Below are 16,455 nucleotides of genomic sequence, written 5' to 3' on the forward strand. Positions count from 1 at the left end.
ACAACCGATCCTTCGACTAGCCGATGGGGCTGGGCGCGAACTGCGCAACGAGTTCGTGGCGGTCGCCGGGATAGGTGAGCCGCACATGCGTGACCGGCGCCCGTCCGCTCCAGGTCCGCCGCTCGATGACGAGGCAGGCTGTGCCGGTGGCGATATCGAGCGCCTGCGCTGCCGATTTGCTGGCCGCCACGGCACGAATGCGGTGTTCGGCCGTGCTCCACGGTACCTTGCCGAGCAGCCACGAACCGGGCGCCGCGGTCTCGAATGTTTCCTCTTCGGCCTCCGGAACCGCAGAAAGGCTGATCAACCGCTCCTCGAAGCAAAAGGGACGCGAGCCGGCAAAATGCCGGCACGTTACATCCAGCAGCTTGCCCGAGCTCGGGAGATCCAGGCGTTCACGATCCCGGCCTTCGACCTTGCGCACTTTTCGCTCATCCACGCGGAAGCTGTAATCGAGCCCCAGCGACTGGACTTCGAGTTTAACGTCGTGGATCTCCATGACGGCGGACTGGACCTGCGGAAAGGTAACGTAGCTTCCCGACTTGCGCCGCCGCTCGATCAGCCCGCGTTTGACGAGTTCGGTTAGGGCCTTGTTCACCGTCATGCGCGAGCAGTCGTATTGCTCGGTCAGTTCGTGCTCGAACGGGATGCGGTGTCCGGGTGGCCACTCCCCGGAAAGAATGCGCCCTTCGACGTCACCGAGGATGCGCTGGTGCAGCGATAGCACCTGCCCCTGATTGTCGGCCGCATCGCCAGGCGGGTCACTTGAAACGGATCGATCTTGCTTGGTGTCCATGACAGCGAACTTAATCAATTCGCCGCCGCGAAACAGCCCTTCCCTCGCCGATTTGCGCTTTTCCACGGCGGCTGAAACGGCTCTCGCCGTTGACAGCTGTCAACGCTTGGGCGGCGCAGTTCGGCGCCACGCCTCACTCCTCAGTAAAGGAGGTGCCACGGCGTCAGGAACGCGCGCGCCCATTCCTGATTACGATCGGACTCTTCGCACGCCGCCTTGTCGAGCGTCGTCGAGGCGACATCCACTTCCGCCTGCCGCTTTGCCTTCATCGCCTTCGGCAAAGGCGGGGGCGGCTCAAGATAGCCAAGGGTCATTCCACCGAGATAGAACATCAGGAAGCTCCATGCATCCAATCGCCAACTTAACACAATCCTGACACAATCAGACCTGCTGTCAATAGTCTATTAAATCTATGCTCTAATTGGAGATGCGCGAACGTGCCCGAAGGGAAGTTGTCCGCGGACAACTCGACCGCTTCACAAGCTCGCTTTCCACCGCAAGGGCAGCACCTCCGCCAAAACGCTATGCATTTGTAAAACCGCGCCGAATCGGAGCATAGTGCATCTGCGCATATTGTCCGGATATGACGATTTTTGCGCAGTTTTCGGGGATATCAATGTTGCAGCAAAAAATTCAAAGCCAGGACGCACAGGAGCATCTGCCGACGCTTCTGGCTGCCGACGCTTTGGAACTTGCCCATCAGCTGCAGCAGCACCAAAAGAAAATCTTTCCCCCGCAAGCGCAAAAGCAGATGCGTCTCTTCAGCCCTGCCGAAGCGGCAGCCTTCATCGGAATCGGCGAAGGCTATCTGAGGCAGGTGGCCTCAGAGGGCCACGGCCCAGCGCCCTTGTCAAACGGTCGGCGCATGTATGCCGTTTCCGACATCGAACGCATTCGCCGCGTTCTCGACGATGGCGGCAAGTCGGGCAAATATGTCCCGCACCGGCGCGGCGATGAAAAGCTGCAGGTCCTGTCTGTGATGAACTTCAAGGGCGGGTCGGCTAAGACGACGACCTCAGCCCACCTCGCCCAATATCTGGCACTTCGCGGCTACCGCACGCTCGCGATCGATCTCGATCCGCAGGCTTCGCTTTCCGCCCTCTTCGGCCATCAACCGGAGTTGGATGTCGGAGAAGGCGAGACGCTTTACGGCGCGATCCGCTATGACGCCCCGCGGTCGATCGCCGATATCGTGCGGTCAACCTACACCGCCAATCTGCATCTCATTCCCGGCAATCTCGAACTCATGGAATTCGAGCACGAAACGCCGAAGGCGATGATGACGGGCGGGGCTGCAGAAACCCTTTTCTTCGCCCGCATCGGCGATGTGCTCGCCGATATCGAGAGCTTCTACGACATCGTCGTCATCGATTGCCCCCCGCAGCTCGGCTTCCTCACCATGTCGGCGCTCTGTGCCGCAACGTCCGTCCTGATCACCGTGCATCCGCAGATGCTCGACGTCATGTCGATGTCGCAGTTCCTGTCGATGACGAGTGAGTTGATGAGCGTCGTCGAAAAAGCCGGTGGCCGCACCAGCTATGACTGGATGCGCTATCTCGGAACACGGTTTGAGCCGAACGACGGCCCTCAAAGCCAGATGACCGGTTTCATGCGCGCCATTTTCGGCAATCGCATGCTGCAGAACGCCATGGTGAAGTCGACAGCTATCTCCGACGCCGGCGTAACGAAGCAAACGCTTTATGAAGTCGAGCGCTCGCAGTTTGTCCGCGGCACCTACGACCGCGCAATGGACTCTCTCAACCTCGTCAATGGCGAGATCGAGGACCTGGTCCGCAAGGTCTGGGGGAGGAAGTAATCCATGGCCCGTAAGAACCTGATCGGGATATCGGAGGAACGCGTCGACGATGCCAACGGCGCACCGGGCAACGACCGCCCGATCGCCGGGCTGATGGCCGGTGCCCGCCCCCCGACTGCTGTCGGTGGCATCACCCGGTCGCTGTCGAACATCACGCAGAAGGTCGAACGCGCCCAGGAGCTCGAGCGGCAACTTGCCGAAGGGCAAGCGGTCGTCGAACTCGATCCGGCGCTCATCGACGCATCCTTCATCGTCGATCGCCTCGGGATTGCGGCCGACGCGCAACTGAGCCTCGCTGAACAGATGCGAGAGCACGGACAACAGGTGCCCATCCTGGTCCGGCCGCATCCAACCATCGAGGGGCGATACCAGGTCGCCTACGGCCATCGCCGCCTGGCTGCTGCCCGCGACATCGGTAGCAGTGTTCGTGCGGTCGTTCGCAATCTCAATGACGAGCAATTGGTCGTCTCGCAGGGACAGGAAAACAACACCCGTTCCGACCTCTCCTTCATCGAGCGCTCGCTCTTTGGCAGCCGCCTTGAGGATCGCGGGTTTTCGCGTGAGATCATCATGTCGGCGCTGGGTGTCGACAAAGCCGCCCTGTCGAAGATGATTTCTGTTGTTCGCCGGCTACCGATTGCGCTGGTCGAGGCCATCGGACCGGCACCATCGATCGGACGGCGCCGTTGGTTTGAACTCGCTGAGCTTCTCGCACAAGATGGCAAGCCGGAGGCCGCAGCCGCCTTCACGCAAAGCCGAGAATTCCAGAAGGCCGGCAGCGATCAGCGTTTCGACGCCTTGTGCACTTTCTTAAGCGCCTCCAGGGCGCGTGCCCGGCCTATCCCATGGCTGGCGCCAGACAACACAACCCCGGTGCGTATCCGTGAAACGGACGTCGAGACGACGCTTGCCTTCAACAGCAAGACGGCACCAGGCTTTGCAGATTTCGTGAGGCAGAGGCTCAAATCTCTGTACCTCGAATATCAAGAGGAAACAGGAGACTAACTGAGCAAAAGAAAAAGGCTTCCGAACGACTAGCGCTGCGGAAACCCTTCTCTCGTGTAGCAACTAGAGAATCCCATTTCCGCGAATCGGTGTCAAGAGTTTTCAACGTCGTTTCGGCGAACGGATTTCTTTTGCCTTGGAAAAGGTGAAGAAGAATGGATCGTGGGATTGTCACGACGCCCTTCGGGCGGCGGTCGATGACGCTTGGGATGTTGGCATACCAACTTTCCAGCGCTCCGGCCGTCGACGACGGGAGCGTCGACAAGTGGAAATTGTTTCGAACGGTGTGTGCCGCCAAGACAAGCCTTGGGGTTTCCGACCGTTCGCTTGCGGTGCTGAACGCACTGCTGTCCTTTTACCCAAAGAGCGAACTCGACCCGGCCGCCGGCCTCGTCGTGTTTCCGTCGAATGCGCAGCTTTCGCTCCGTACGCACGGCATGGCCGAGACGACGCTGAGGCGGCATCTGACGGCGCTTGTCGAGGCTGGGCTCATCCTCAGGCGCGACAGTCCCAATGGCAAGCGTTACGCCCGACGTGACCGCAAGGGCGCGATCGGCCAGGCCTTTGGCTTCGATCTCGCACCGATGCTTGCACGGGCGTCCGAGTTCGCAGCGGAAGCGGCACGGCTGGAAGCGGATCGTCGCTACCTGCAGGTGATGCGCGAACGTCTGAGCCTTTGCCGGCGCGACGTCGTCAAGTTCGTCGAGCTCCTGCGCCAGTCCGATGTCCTCCAAGCGGAAGAAGCGGAAACGCAGTGCCAGGCGGTCTACACGGCACTGTCGCGCAAGCCGCTGATCACCGAAGTGGAGCGCGCCCTCGCCGTTTTGTCGGCACTCCGCGACAATCTGACTAATTACCTGGAAAACTTGCTGAAAACGCAGAATACGGCTGCCAATGAACGCCAGTATGAGCGGCACATACAGAGTTCAGAATCCGATTATCAATCTGAATCTGAAAACGCTTGTGAAAGACCTGAAGCGGCATTTTCGGATCTGGCTGGCACCAAGACGTCATGCACTGCGGATGATGATACCGTTGCAGGCAGTGCAAAGTCGCCCGGCCTTTCTCGCCTTCACGATCATATCGGCGCGCTGCCGGTGGTGCTGAAAGCCTGCCCGCAGATCCGTGACTATGGACCAGCGGGGCGAATTGGTAACTGGCGGGACATGTTCCTAGCCGCAACCGTTGTCAGGACGATGCTCGGCGTCAGCCCGGAGGCCTACGACGAGGCGTGCACGGTGCTTGGTCCCGAAACGACGGCAACGGTACTCGCCTGCCTTCTTGAACGGTCCGAGCACATTCATTCGGCCGGGGGCTATCTGCGGGACCTGACGCGCCGCGCGAGAAACCAGACATTCACCGTGTCGGCGATGCTGTCGGCGCGCTTGCGAGCCCAAGCCGGAGTGGTCGCCGTGAGCGGATGAACAGCGACAGGGGGCATGAGCGTCTCCTCTCGCGGAAACGCTTTGGCTTGTCTGTGACGTTGAAATGCGGGACACTGTAAGTGCAGGGATTCGTTGACATCTCTACGTTATTCTTACGTCTGAGATTGTTTTCAGACTCTGGCCACCCATCAGAAAACATTGCTGTTTCTCCTTCTTTTGGAAAGGAAGGAGCGGTTCAGTTCCGTTGCGCGGACTCAGCGTACAAGACTTCGAATTTCTCGATCTCGAGCCGAATGATTGAGCGTCCTCCCTTGTTAGAGCCCGTTCTAGCGGCAGAATCCGTTCAGGTGGCGAACTCGCGGGCTGTTGCCAGCTGGCAACAGGTTACTGGTTTAAAGCCGAGCGCCCTCCCCCCAAAAAGCTGGGTCGCGAAAGGGTAAACTAAAGCGACAAAGCACCAAGCATAGTTGGATCTCACTGCCGCGTGATTGCGAACACGGCATGGCTGGGGGAAACAGCGAGTATGGTACTCAACTCACTGACCGGGTTTGGCGTTGATAGACGAGACATCAACACGGTTGACAGCTGTCAACACATTGGCGTGCGCCGAGACACATGCAAGTCCTGTTTGAATAGAAATATTCGCCGTCGTCGTTTGCGAAATCAGGTGGCGCAGCTTGCCGGTCTTCAAGCGGTGGAGAAAGCGTCTCCTGCCTGTGGGGGAAGTGATTCTCGTGCTACGTTCCACATCCGCAGGAACCGTTTATTCTCAAAATGCGATACCAGTCTCCCGATCCCTACCATCCAACGCTGATCCCGCTGATGATTTCGGCGGAAGACGCCTTGGCGCGGCTCGATGAGCGCACGAACCGTCATGTCGTCGAAGACGGGTACCGCGAGCGCGGGCATTTCTTCGATGCGACTGCAGCACTTTGGGTGGCCGGCGAACTCGTTCATGTCGAGGATCTTGTGCTGCACGATGCGCACATGGACGCCCGAGCGCCGACCCACGAGTTGACCATCGCCCATTCGGTCCTGAAAGTCCGCCGCCGCATCTGGCTCGGCGAGCCTGGTTGGGCCCTTTCTGCCCAGGGGCTTGCAACACTCAGCGGCGAACAAAGCCCGGCCCCGGAGCTCCATATCCCTTCACTTGCGCCGGCCGAAACACGTCAGGCGGCGGGTGTCGATCGTGAGCCGGAGCGTGGCGAGCCGGAGGACGACGGCGACAGCAATCCGATGGCGGCCGAATTCGCGGCCATCGACGCCGCCATCGCTCGCTCGCAACGCCTGCTCGATGCGCATGACCAGGACACGCTGGAAGTCGCAGAACGGACGGCGTTAGCGACAGCCCGCGAGCCGATGGGACAGCTCGGCCTGCTCTTCGACGAAGAGTGGGATGAGGAAGCGCGTCTTGACGAATGGCGCCAGATGGTGGCAGCGGCAGATCAGCTGCCGCCCTGTCTTGGAGCCGCCTTGCTCTTCGATGCCTGGGAGCGGAGGGAGCCTCTGCGCCGTCAGCATTGGCTGGGGTCATTGTTGGTCGGTGCTTACCTGCGCTCCAGAGGCAAGGTCACCTCGCACCTGCTGTCGTTCAACACCGGGCTAAAGACCATCCGCTATGAGCGACGGAGGTCCAAGGACGCACTGACCCGCTGGAGCGCCTTTCTGGAGGCGATGACGGTGACGGCGGATCTCGGTCTCAAGGAACTCGACCGGCTGTCGCTTGCGAAGACCCAGATGGAAATGCGCATTCGCGATCGTCGTTCCAACAGCAGTCTGCCGGCCTTGATCGACCTGGTTCTGTCGCGGCCGATCGTATCGGCAGCTTTGGTCGCCAAGCATGTCGGGGTGACGCCGCGCGGCGCGCTGAACCTCGTTCGCGAGCTTGGCATCCGCGAGATGACCGGCCGCGGGCGTTACCGCGGCTGGGGCGTGCTTTGAACCGGCGGCAGCGCGGAAAGCTTGCCGCCGGGCCGTATCGGCGTCAGCCCATCGTGATCACGATCAACAGAACGAAGATCACCGGCACCAGCGTCAATGCCGGAATGATGATCGCCGGGTAACCGAAGGCGACGATGGCGAGCAGCCAGAGCAGCGCGCAGTTGATCAGAAACAGCACCTTGGCCGTCTGTGAACCTTGCACGGCCTCCTTGAGCATCCAGCCGAACACCGGCACGTGGTAGACAAGTCTCGCAATCATGGTTTTTCCTTCGCGTGGGTGGCCGCATTGGGGGGACAGGCGGCGCGGGTTTTATTCAAGGGCGTGTCGTCTCGCCGGTCTGTTGTCGGGTGAAGCCTGCGGTCGCTTCGAGGCGTTCGGGATCGAGGACACGCATTGTCTTCGGGTGGCTGAAGTCGATCAGGCCCTCGCGCTTGAAACGGTTGAGACAGCGGCTGACCGTTTCGACGGTAAGGCCAAGCCAATCCGCAAGGTCGGCGCGGGTGAGATGGAGATGAAAGCTCAACCGGGCAGGGGCGCCGTTACGGCCGGTCCGATTGAACAGGCGCGATAGTTCCACCAGCGCACTGGCGACTTTCTCGCTGGCGGTCTTGCGACCAAGCAGCGTGGCATGGATCTGCATGCGGTGAAGCGTCGTCTTCAACTCGCTGGCGACGGCCGGATTGGTGGCGTTGAGATCCGCGTCACCCAGAGGCTCGATGCGCGCGATACTCAGCGTTTCGGCGGTGGCGATGTTGCGGCCGTCGATAGTGAAGCCGAAGAGCCGGCCCGGTCCGAGCACGTCGGTGATCTGGCGGCGACCGTCGTTGAGAAGTTGCGAAAGCACGACGCAGCCGTCAACGACACGGTAGAGCGCGCGGTTGCGTCCGCCCTCATAGAGCAGGGTCAGGTTTTCGCCGACGACACGACTACGCGAGGCCGGGCGAGGCGGCCTTATCGAGGACGCGCGAGGGGGAGCCGCTGGCGCGGCAGTGGTGATCAGGGTTTCTGGCATGAAAAACGTCCGCATGACCGACGCAAGGAGGCGTGATGCCCCGATGCCGACGGGCGTCGAAGGAGGATGTTGACAGCTGTCAACGGAGGTCAAAGCCGGATGACGACCTGTGGCGGGCCTCGCGGACGGGCATTGGGTGCGTGAACTTGTGGCACCGGTCGAACTGCCGCAACCCGGATCGCAGGTGTGCGGTTTGCCTCCAGGCGCTCGCTGAGAGAACCGTCCGGCGGCGTCAGCAGCGCCCAGAAGAACCGACAGGCGCTGCAAACATGTTTATGGCCGGGCTGGTCTTTGCCGTCTTCACCCAAACCGGTCTGGCAAAAATCGGGCAGGGACCCGTCGGGCAGGGCATAGAGCGCCAGTTCGGCCGCCGGCAGGCGAGTGGCCAGGGCAGGGCCGAGATGGGCAAAACCAAGCAGGAACAGCGCCGCGGCGCAAAGCATGCGCACGGCATTGTTCCATCTGATCTTCTCGCGACGTGTCATCGCCCCGGCTCGTTCCTGTTTCGATGGGGCAGAGATTGGCGACCGGCTTGATAAAGCTCAATGTGGCAAACCGCGCAGGGGCAGAATGCCGCAGCCAGAAGAACGCCGCGCCTCCGATTGGGGCGCGGCGATTAACCTATTGAATTATATTGTTATTGTTGCGAAATTGGCGGGCAGGGATCAATCCTCCTCGACAAAAACCTCGTGGCGCTTGGCCTTCACACTCGGCAGGAACACGACGACGAGCACCAGGGCTGCGATCAGAAGCAGGATGGCGCTGATCGGTCGAGTGACGAATGTCGTCGGGTCTCCGCGCGACAGGATCATGGCGCGGCGGAGGTTTTCTTCGAGCAGCGGTCCGAGCACGAAGCCGAGCAGCAGCGGAGCGGGTTCGCAACGCACCTTCAACAGCAGGTAGCCGACGAGGCCGAAGAAGGCGACGGCATAGAGGTCGTAGACATTGGAGTTGACGCTGTAGACCCCGATCGAGCAGAACGCCATGATGATCGGGAAGAGCACGTAATAGGGGATCTTCAGCAGCTTCACCCAGAGCCCGATCAACGGCAGATTCAGGACCACGAGCATCAGATTGCCGATCCACATCGAGGCGATGATGCCCCAGAAGAGGGCGGGCTGTTCGCTTGCGACGTTCGGACCGGGCACGATGCCCTGGATGATCATCGCGCCGATCATCAGCGCCATCACCGGATTGGCGGGAATGCCGAGGGTGAGCAGCGGAATGAACGAGGTCTGCGCGCCCGCATTGTTGGCGCTTTCCGGACCGGCGACGCCGGCAATCGCACCGTGGCCGAACTCTTCGGGGTGGTCCGAGACGCGCTTCTCCACGGTGTAGGAAGCGAAGGCCGCAAGGATTGCGCCGCCACCGGGCAGAATGCCGAGCGCCGAACCGATGATGGTGCCGCGCACGACCGGCGCGAACATGCGCTTGAAGTCGTCCCTGGTCGGCATCAGGTCGGTGACTTTGGCCATCAGCACCTCGCGGGTGCGTTCGTTTTCAAGGTTGCGCAGGATCTCGGCGATGCCGAAGACACCGACGGCGAGCGCTACGAAGTTCAGGCCGTCGGCATATTCCCGGATGCCGAGGGTAAAGCGCGGTGTTCCGGAATAGATATCGGTGCCGACGAGGCCGAGCAGGAGGCCGAGGGCGACCATGGCCAGCGCCTTGACGATCGACCCGTGCGCGAGTGCGATCGAGGAGACGAGGCCGACGATCATCAACGAGAAGTACTCGGCAGCGCCGAACTTCAGGGCGATTTCGGTCAGGGGCGGCGCGAAGACCGCGACGAGGAAGGTCGAGACGGTGCCGGCAAAGAATGAGCCGAGGGCAGCGATTGCCAGGGCGGCGCCGGCCCGACCTTTACGGGCCATCTGGTATCCGTCGATCGCGGTGACGGCTGACGACGATTCGCCCGGCATGTTGATCAGGATCGCCGTGGTCGAGCCGCCATACTGCGCGCCGTAATAGATGCCGGCGAGCATGATCAGCGAGGAGACCGGCTCAAGTTGGAAGGTGATCGGCAGGAGCATGGCGATGGTCGCCGTTGCGCCGATGCCCGGAAGGACCCCGATCAGGGTGCCGAGAAGCACGCCGATGAGGCAGAAGAGCAGGTTGGCGGGGGAACCGGCGGTTACAAAGCCGAGCGCGAGATTGTTGAAAAGTTCCATTGCGCGTCTCCTAGAATTGGACCCAGGGGCCGAAGCGCTGGAAGGGCAGGCCGAGACCATAGCTGAACACGGCGACGGAGAAGGCCGTCAGCGCTGCGGAGAGCGCCAAAGCCATAAGCGGCGTCATGCGGCCGGAGGCAAAGCAGGCGATGAGTGCCGTGAAAAACAGTGCCGGGACGAAGCCGAGACCGCGGACCGTGAGGCCGAAGAAAACCGGCGCCGGCAAAATGAAGAGCATGCCACGCAGCGCAATCGCGCCGATCGGCTCCCCCTGGACGCGGGTGGACTGTACGAGGATCACGATGCCGAGGAGCGTCAGGATGATCGCGAGCACGAGGGGGAAATAGCCGGGCCCCATGCGGAAGGCTGTGCCGAGCTCGAGGTTGAAGGCCTGCCAGGCGAAGAACAGGCCGACCGCGGTCAGGATCCCGCCGCAGAGCGCATTGGTGCTATCGAAGGAGAGTGATTTCATCGTGTCCCCATTTGTTTTCGCGGGGTAGCCGGGCCGAGGCGTCGACGGCCCCCCGCATTGGCATTGCCGGCTCGCGCCGGGTTCGCACATTGGGCAACGTCGCGTTGACAGCTGTCAACCGCTGTTGACGGCGCCTGTCCGGACACCGTCGGGAACATGCCCATGTCAGAACCGCCGCGCCCCGAGATGGCTCGAGAGCGCGGCGCGATGAGCGGTGGATTAGTCGGCGTACTGGCCGGCCGCTTCGATCACCGGCTTCCAGCGGGCGATCTCGCCTTCGAGCTTGGTCTTCAGCGCGGCCGGGGTGGCGTCGGCGTCCGAAGACGGCTCGGTGCCGAGTTCGCCGAAGCGGGCAACCACGTTCGGATCCTTGAGCGCCACCTGCAGCGACTTCGACAGGCGTTCGGTCACTTCAGCCGGCGTACCCTTCGGCGCGTAGACGCCGTGCCAGATGCCAACCTGCAGGTTCGGCAGACCGCCTTCGGTGGTCGTCGGCAAGTCCGGGAAGACCTTCAGGCGTTCGGGCGAGGTGACGGCGTAAGCCTTGATCGTGCCGCCCTGAATCTGCTTGGTGGTGTTGGTCGTCTGGTCGCACATGATGTCGACCTGACCGCCGAGGAGATCGGTCATCGCCGGACCGGTGCCCTTGTAGGGAACGGTGGTCAGCGGCGTTTCGATGGCGCTCATGAACATCATGCCGCAGAGGTGCGAGGCGGCGCCGATGCCGGCGTTGGCGACGGTGACCGTGTCCTTGTTCGCCTTCACATATTCGACGAGACCCTTGAGGTCGGTCGGTTCGAGGTCCTTGCGCGCGACGATGGTCATCGGCACTTCGGTGACGAGGCCGACATATTCGAAGGCGTTCAGCGTGTCATAGGCGAGTTTGCGGTAGAGCGTCGCGCTGGTTGCCATGCCGATGTGATGGAGCAGCACGGTGTAGCCGTCCGGATCGGCCTGGGCGACGCGACCAGCGCCAAGCGTACCGCCGGCGCCGCCGACGTTCTCGACGATGATCTGCTGGCCGAGGTCCTTCGACATGGATTCAGCAACCAGGCGCGCAACCGTGTCCGTCGGGCCACCGGCGGAGAAGGGCACGACCATGGTGATCGAACGTTCGGGGTAGGTCTGTGCGTTGGCGGAAACGGCAAAAATGGAAAGGGCGGCAACGGCGCCGAGCAATGCGTTGAGGGTTTTCATCTTCTTCCTCCCGGATGAAATATGGCCAGCCGGCAAGGTTTCCTCCCACGCCGGTGCTGGATGCCCCCATTTGCGGACGCAATCTTAGCACAGACAACGGGCTGTCCGCACGATCCGACGCATTTGTCAGGAGCCTGGATCGGCTTTGGGTGGATTCGGAAACATGGCGGTGCTCGCGTGGGTGGATTTCCACCCATCGCGCGATTGGCTGCGCGCCGCGGGAAGGGCCTAGAGGTCGGTGCGCCGCTTCAGATCGGCGATTTCGTCGGCGGTGAGGTTACGCGCAGCACCCTTCGGCAAATCACCGAGAGCGATCGTCCCGATCGAAACCCGCAGCAGCCGCAGCACTTCGAAGCCGAGCGCATCGAGCATGCGGCGAATCTCGCGGTTTCGACCCTCTTCGAGTTCCACCTCGATCCACATGTTGCGGCCGCCCACCCTTAGGCGTTCGGCCCTGGCGGCCCGCAACATCTCGCCGCCTTCGTCGATGCCGGCGACCATTTGCGCAAGCTGCGCGTCGTCGATCTGCCCGGTCAGTTGCACGTGATAGACCTTGCCGACATGGGTTTCCGGATCGAGCAGCCGCTGCGCAAGCACCGTGTCGTTGGTGAACAGCAGAAGGCCCTCGCTCGCCTTGTCGAGGCGTCCGACCGGCGACAGATGGGTGGAGTCGATGTTCTTCAGGCAGTCGAAGACCGTCGGCCGGCCCTCCGGGTCATGCCTGGTCGTCACCAGCCCGCGCGGCTTGTTCAGCATCAGGTAGACCTTCTTTTCGGCAAGCACGGCCTTACCGTCGACGGCGAGACGGTCCTTGTCGACATCGACCCATGCGGTGAGGTCAGTTGCCTTGCGCCCGTTGATGCTGACGCGGCCTTCAAGCACCAGTTTCTCGGCCTGCGTGCGCGAGCAGTAACCAAGCTTGGAAAGGGCGCGGGCGACCGTCACGCGTTTTCCCGTATCGGCCGCGGGGCGGCGGCCGGTATCTCGGGCGGCTGTCGGTCGCTTCTGTTTCACGTTCTGGTCTTCCGGTTATGGTCATCTTGTGCCGCATGGTCCCGCCTGCGAGCATCGCCGGCGACGCGATCTCGACATCAGCCGATCTTGCTATAGTCGATCCGCCGGGCGAGCCAGCAGCCGATCGTCAGCCCCGTCACCTTGCCTTCTGCGTCACGCGAAACGACTACGGTCCAGTCTCCCGGTGCCGGCGCGTCCATCGAGCGTTTGCAGCGCAGCAGCCAGACATCTTCGGCGAGCGGCCGCAGGGCGTGCATGGCGCCTCTGCCAAGCGATCCGTCGAAACCACCATAGAAGACGCCGTTGGTGGAGACGATGTCGAGATCGGCATCGAGTTCTGCCGCATGGTAGCGGCCGGCGATATCAGGCTTTGCGGCGCCGGAGATGCGCGCGGCGTGAACCGTCAGGTTCTCACGCGGGCGCTCCATGTGTAGCGAGGCGCCTTCCACGCGAAGGGTAACGGCCGCTGACTGCGCGCTGCCATCCGGACCGACCGCAAGCGTTTCGGCACCCGTGGCGAAGTTCAGCGCGACGCGGGATTTGCCGGCGGGCCTGGTAACGAGTGCGAGGCCCGTTTCCGGATCCAGATAGCTGCCGGAGCCGTCGGCATCCCAGGTGCCTGTCGCGGGCTCGGCATCGCTGTGGCCAAGGGCGACCTTCATCAATGCGGTCGCCGCCGCATGGGCGTCGGCTTCATGGTTGAACATCACCACGACCGAAAGGCGCTCAGCGGGCGCGTAGAGCCTGCGGCTGCGGAAGCCGCGCAGCGCGCCGCCATGGCCGGTGATGGCGACGTCGCCGATCTTTTCATGCGCAAGGCCGAACCCATAATGGGCCGGGCGGCCATCGGCATAGGTCTGCGGTACGGACAGGCGGCGATAGAGACTGTTTTCGTCATTCCGCGTCCGGTCGATGAAGCATTCCCAGGCGAGCATATCGTCGAGCGAAGCGGAAACACCGGCATCGCCCGCCCAGTAGATGTTGTTGACCGCCTCGAAATAGCCAGCCGTCTCATTGCCCTCGTAGCCGACGATACCGTCGGGGGGCAGGCTCGTATCGGCGGTGAGGGCAGCGGTCTGCATGTCGGCCGGGCCGAACACGGAACGCTGATAGAGCTCGGCCATCGAGCGCCCGGTATGCGCTTCGATGAGGTCGGCGAGAATGCGGAAATTACCGTTCGAATAGGAGTAACGCGTGCCCGGCTCGAAATGGGTCGACCGCGCGGAGGAGAGCAGGGACCGTGCGTCCTCGCGGCGGAAGACGCCGTCGTGCCTGGCGCCTTGCAGCACGGTCAGCGCCCAGTAGTCGCGCAGCCCCGACTGGTTGTGACAGAGATGGGCCACGGTCGGGCGCTTGCCTTCGAGCAGAGGCAGGTAGGTGTCGAGCGCGCGGTCGAGCTTTGCCGGTTCGCCGACGGCGTCCAGAAGCACGGCGCAGGTCATCTGCTTGGTGATCGAGCAGATCGGTACGCGGGTTGTCGCCGTCATCGGCCTGCGGGCGGTCAGGTCGGCATAGCCCCAGCTGTGGCTGAGGATCACCTGACCATCCCGGACCACACCGGCGACGCCGCCGGGACCGGGATAGTGTTGGGGCAGGGCTTTTAGGGCGCGTTCGAGAGCGGAAAGTTCGGAAGTGGTCATGGCGCTGAAGAATCGGTCCGACGAAGGGCAGGGCGGTGTCTGCCTTCGTTCGTACCGTCCCCTCCCGGCACTTGCAATGCCGCGCCGACAGCTCTCCTCAGCCGGCGCCTGCCTGGGCGTGATAGAGGCGGCTGTAGGCGCCCTTGGCGGCCAGCAGCGTTGCATGCGGTCCCTGTTCGCGAATGCCGCTACCGTCGACCACGACGATGCGGTCGGCATCGCGGATCGTTGCCAGCCGGTGCGCGATGATCAGCGTCGTGCGCCCCTTGGAAAGCTCGGTAAGAGACTGCTGGATTGCTCTCTCGGTTTCCGTGTCGAGCGCCGAGGTGGCCTCGTCGAGAATGAGGATCGCCGGGTTTTTCAGGAACATGCGGGCGATCGCCAGTCGCTGTTTCTGTCCGCCGGAAAGCTTGACGCCGCGTTCGCCGATCACCGTGTCCATGCCGTCGGGCAGGGCCGCGATCATGCCGTCGAGCCGGGCGCGCCGCGCCGCTTCCAGGATGTCGGCTTCGTTTGCTCCGAGCCGGCCATAGGCGATGTTGTCGCGAATGGTGCCGGCAAAGAGGAAGACATCCTGCTGCACGATGCCGATCTGGCCGCGCAGCGACGACAAGGTGATGTCGCGGATATCTGTGCCGTCGACAGTGATTGCGCCTTCCATCACTTCGTAGAAGCGCGGCAGAAGCGAGCAGATCGTCGTCTTGCCGGCGCCCGACGGGCCGACGAAGGCGATCGTCTCGCCGGCGCGGATCGTGAGGTCGATATTCTGGATGATCGGCTTTTCGGCGCTGTAGCCGAAGGAGACGTTGCTGTAGGTGATGTCGCCCTTGAGATCAGCGACGTCGGTCGCACCGGGACGATCCTCGATATCGGGCTCGGTCTCCATCAGTTCGAGGAAGCGCTTGAAGCCGGCGATGCCCTTCGGATAGGTCTCGATCACCGAATTAATCTTCTCGACCGGCCGGAAGAAGACGCCGACCAGAAGCAGGAAGCTGACGAAGCCGCCATTGGTCAGCTCGCCCGTCAACACGAAGTAGCAGCCGGTAATCATCACGATCAGCTGCGTCAGCCGCATGCTCATGTAGCTCAGCGACGTGCTGGCCGCCATGATACGGTAGGCCTCAAGCTTGGTGCGGCGATAGTTCTGGTTGTCGGTCTCGAACAGGCTGCGCTCATGGGCCTCGTTGGCGAAGGCCTGGACCACGCGCATGCCACCGACATTCTCCTCGATACGGGCGTTGAAGTCTCCGATCCGGCCGTAGAGATTGCGAAAATTCCGGGTCATGCGCCCGCCGTAGCGGCTGGTTACCCAGGCGGTCAGTGGCACGACGGCGGCGGTAATCAGCGCCAGCTGCCAATGCACCATCAGCATCAGGATCAGCGCACCGATGAAGGTCATGACGGCAATGAACAGATCCTCCGGACCGTGATGCGCGACCTCGCCGATTTCTTCCAGATCCTTGGTGAGGCGGCCGACGAGGTGGCCGGTCTTCTGGTTGTCGAAGAACGAGAAAGAGAGCTTCTGCAGATGATCGAAGGCCATGCGCCGCATGTCCGTCTCGATATTGATGCCGAGCATGTGGCCCCAATAGGTGACGGTTGCCATCAGGCCGGTGTTGAGCAGGTAGACGATCAGCAGCCCCACGGAGGACAGCAGGATCAGTGTCCATTCCTGGCTCGGCAAGAGCTGGTCGACGAACAGCTTCACCGCAATCGGGAAGCCGAGTTCAAGCAGGCCTGATAGTACGGCGCAGGAAAAGTCGAGAATGAACAGGCCGCGATAGGGGCGGTAGAACGCGAAGAAACGCTTCAGCATGCACGTGCACTCACTGGGGGCGGGGGCGCCATGGGCGCTGATAGAAAGATGATTTTTAATGTCATGTTTTTGGATCGAAACCAACCCAGAAAAGCGTGAAAGCGTGTCGGCCACGTGACGCGACCGATGTCTCGTGCACCTGCGAGACGCAATCGGTTCACTTCGGCACCGGTGGGAAGGAAACGTTAA

General features: G+C 62.2%; 15 protein-coding genes. 4 read left to right on the forward strand and 11 right to left on the reverse strand.

Features of this window, described 5'->3' with window-relative positions; all coding sequences use genetic code 11:
• Positions 1-16: 16 nt before the first annotated feature.
• Positions 17-796, reverse strand: a complete 780-nt coding sequence (hutC, locus tag BLU15_RS16940; RefSeq protein WP_089043037.1) for a histidine utilization repressor — start codon at positions 794-796, stop codon at positions 17-19.
• Between the two features lie 140 nt (positions 797-936).
• Entirely contained in the window at positions 937-1,128 is a 192-nt protein-coding gene (locus tag BLU15_RS16945; RefSeq protein WP_087510694.1) for a hypothetical protein, read from the reverse strand.
• 287 nt (positions 1,129-1,415) lie between these two features.
• On the opposite strand from BLU15_RS16945, the gene repA reads away from it, so the two are divergent.
• The 4 genes from repA (at position 1,416) to BLU15_RS16965 (ending at position 6,943) form a co-directional block, all read left to right on the forward strand.
• Entirely contained in the window at positions 1,416-2,612 is a 1,197-nt protein-coding gene (repA, locus tag BLU15_RS16950) for a plasmid partitioning protein RepA (RefSeq protein ID WP_034787965.1), read from the forward strand.
• A 3-nt stretch (positions 2,613-2,615) separates the two neighbouring features.
• A complete protein-coding gene (repB, locus tag BLU15_RS16955; protein WP_034787738.1) occupies positions 2,616-3,617 on the forward strand; it encodes a plasmid partitioning protein RepB in 1,002 nt (333 codons plus the stop codon).
• Between the two features lie 155 nt (positions 3,618-3,772).
• Positions 3,773-5,041, forward strand: coding sequence for a plasmid replication protein RepC (repC, locus tag BLU15_RS16960; protein ID WP_090296596.1), 1,269 nt, complete (start codon positions 3,773-3,775; stop codon positions 5,039-5,041).
• 735 nt (positions 5,042-5,776) lie between these two features.
• Positions 5,777-6,943 carry an RHE_PE00001 family protein gene (locus tag BLU15_RS16965; RefSeq protein ID WP_090296598.1) on the forward strand — a complete coding sequence of 389 codons (1,167 nt, stop codon included), beginning with the start codon at positions 5,777-5,779 and terminating at the stop codon, positions 6,941-6,943.
• Positions 6,944-6,986: 43 nt separating this feature from the next.
• Here the strand turns inward: BLU15_RS16965 and BLU15_RS16970 are convergent, their stop codons facing one another.
• The 9 genes from BLU15_RS16970 to BLU15_RS17010 all read right to left on the reverse strand — a co-directional run bounded on the left by BLU15_RS16970 (position 6,987) and on the right by BLU15_RS17010 (position 16,266).
• Positions 6,987-7,202: a hypothetical protein gene (locus BLU15_RS16970; protein WP_034787730.1), complete on the reverse strand. Its 216-nt coding sequence runs from the start codon at positions 7,200-7,202 to the stop codon at positions 6,987-6,989.
• Between the two features lie 55 nt (positions 7,203-7,257).
• Positions 7,258-7,956 carry a helix-turn-helix domain-containing protein gene (locus BLU15_RS16975; protein WP_162727332.1) on the reverse strand — a complete coding sequence of 233 codons (699 nt, stop codon included), beginning with the start codon at positions 7,954-7,956 and terminating at the stop codon, positions 7,258-7,260.
• Positions 7,957-8,045: 89 nt separating this feature from the next.
• The gene (locus BLU15_RS16980; protein ID WP_034787727.1) at positions 8,046-8,441 is read right to left on the reverse strand and encodes a hypothetical protein; all 396 of its coding nucleotides are present in this window, start codon (positions 8,439-8,441) and stop codon (positions 8,046-8,048) included.
• A 180-nt stretch (positions 8,442-8,621) separates the two neighbouring features.
• The gene (locus tag BLU15_RS16985) at positions 8,622-10,127 is read right to left on the reverse strand and encodes a tripartite tricarboxylate transporter permease (protein ID WP_090296603.1); all 1,506 of its coding nucleotides are present in this window, start codon (positions 10,125-10,127) and stop codon (positions 8,622-8,624) included.
• A gap of 10 nt (positions 10,128-10,137) precedes the next feature.
• Entirely contained in the window at positions 10,138-10,599 is a 462-nt protein-coding gene (locus tag BLU15_RS16990; RefSeq protein WP_034787711.1) for a tripartite tricarboxylate transporter TctB family protein, read from the reverse strand.
• A 219-nt stretch (positions 10,600-10,818) separates the two neighbouring features.
• Positions 10,819-11,796 carry a tripartite tricarboxylate transporter substrate-binding protein gene (locus tag BLU15_RS16995; protein ID WP_034787709.1) on the reverse strand — a complete coding sequence of 326 codons (978 nt, stop codon included), beginning with the start codon at positions 11,794-11,796 and terminating at the stop codon, positions 10,819-10,821.
• A gap of 228 nt (positions 11,797-12,024) precedes the next feature.
• Complete coding sequence (locus tag BLU15_RS17000; RefSeq protein ID WP_090296606.1) at positions 12,025-12,810, reverse strand: pseudouridine synthase; 786 nt, start codon at positions 12,808-12,810, stop codon at positions 12,025-12,027.
• Between the two features lie 77 nt (positions 12,811-12,887).
• Entirely contained in the window at positions 12,888-14,450 is a 1,563-nt protein-coding gene (locus tag BLU15_RS17005) for a D-aminopeptidase (RefSeq protein ID WP_090296609.1), read from the reverse strand.
• Between the two features lie 97 nt (positions 14,451-14,547).
• Positions 14,548-16,266: an ABC transporter ATP-binding protein gene (locus tag BLU15_RS17010; protein WP_060517758.1), complete on the reverse strand. Its 1,719-nt coding sequence runs from the start codon at positions 16,264-16,266 to the stop codon at positions 14,548-14,550.
• Positions 16,267-16,455 lie beyond the last annotated feature (189 nt).

The organism is Ensifer sp. YR511, from assembly GCF_900103045.1.
GTDB lineage: Bacteria > Pseudomonadota > Alphaproteobacteria > Rhizobiales > Rhizobiaceae > Ensifer > Ensifer adhaerens.

Bases quoted from the DNA above. Each gene is read 5' to 3' on its own strand.
- BLU15_RS16985 (WP_090296603.1), bottom strand. From the start codon at position 10,127: ATGGAACTTTTCAACAATCTCGCGCTCGGCTTTGTAACCGCCGGTTCC.
- hutC (WP_089043037.1), bottom strand. From the start codon at position 796: ATGGACACCAAGCAAGATCGATCCGTTTCAAGTGACCCGCCTGGCGAT.
- BLU15_RS16975 (WP_162727332.1), bottom strand. From the start codon at position 7,956: ATGCCAGAAACCCTGATCACCACTGCCGCGCCAGCGGCTCCCCCTCGC.
- BLU15_RS16995 (WP_034787709.1), bottom strand. From the start codon at position 11,796: ATGAAAACCCTCAACGCATTGCTCGGCGCCGTTGCCGCCCTTTCCATT.
- repB (WP_034787738.1), top strand. From the start codon at position 2,616: ATGGCCCGTAAGAACCTGATCGGGATATCGGAGGAACGCGTCGACGAT.
- BLU15_RS16970 (WP_034787730.1), bottom strand. From the start codon at position 7,202: ATGATTGCGAGACTTGTCTACCACGTGCCGGTGTTCGGCTGGATGCTC.
- BLU15_RS17010 (WP_060517758.1), bottom strand. From the start codon at position 16,266: ATGCTGAAGCGTTTCTTCGCGTTCTACCGCCCCTATCGCGGCCTGTTC.
- BLU15_RS16990 (WP_034787711.1), bottom strand. From the start codon at position 10,599: ATGAAATCACTCTCCTTCGATAGCACCAATGCGCTCTGCGGCGGGATC.
- BLU15_RS17005 (WP_090296609.1), bottom strand. From the start codon at position 14,450: ATGACCACTTCCGAACTTTCCGCTCTCGAACGCGCCCTAAAAGCCCTG.
- BLU15_RS16965 (WP_090296598.1), top strand. From the start codon at position 5,777: ATGCGATACCAGTCTCCCGATCCCTACCATCCAACGCTGATCCCGCTG.
- BLU15_RS16945 (WP_087510694.1), bottom strand. From the start codon at position 1,128: ATGTTCTATCTCGGTGGAATGACCCTTGGCTATCTTGAGCCGCCCCCG.
- BLU15_RS16980 (WP_034787727.1), bottom strand. From the start codon at position 8,441: ATGACACGTCGCGAGAAGATCAGATGGAACAATGCCGTGCGCATGCTT.
- repC (WP_090296596.1), top strand. From the start codon at position 3,773: ATGGATCGTGGGATTGTCACGACGCCCTTCGGGCGGCGGTCGATGACG.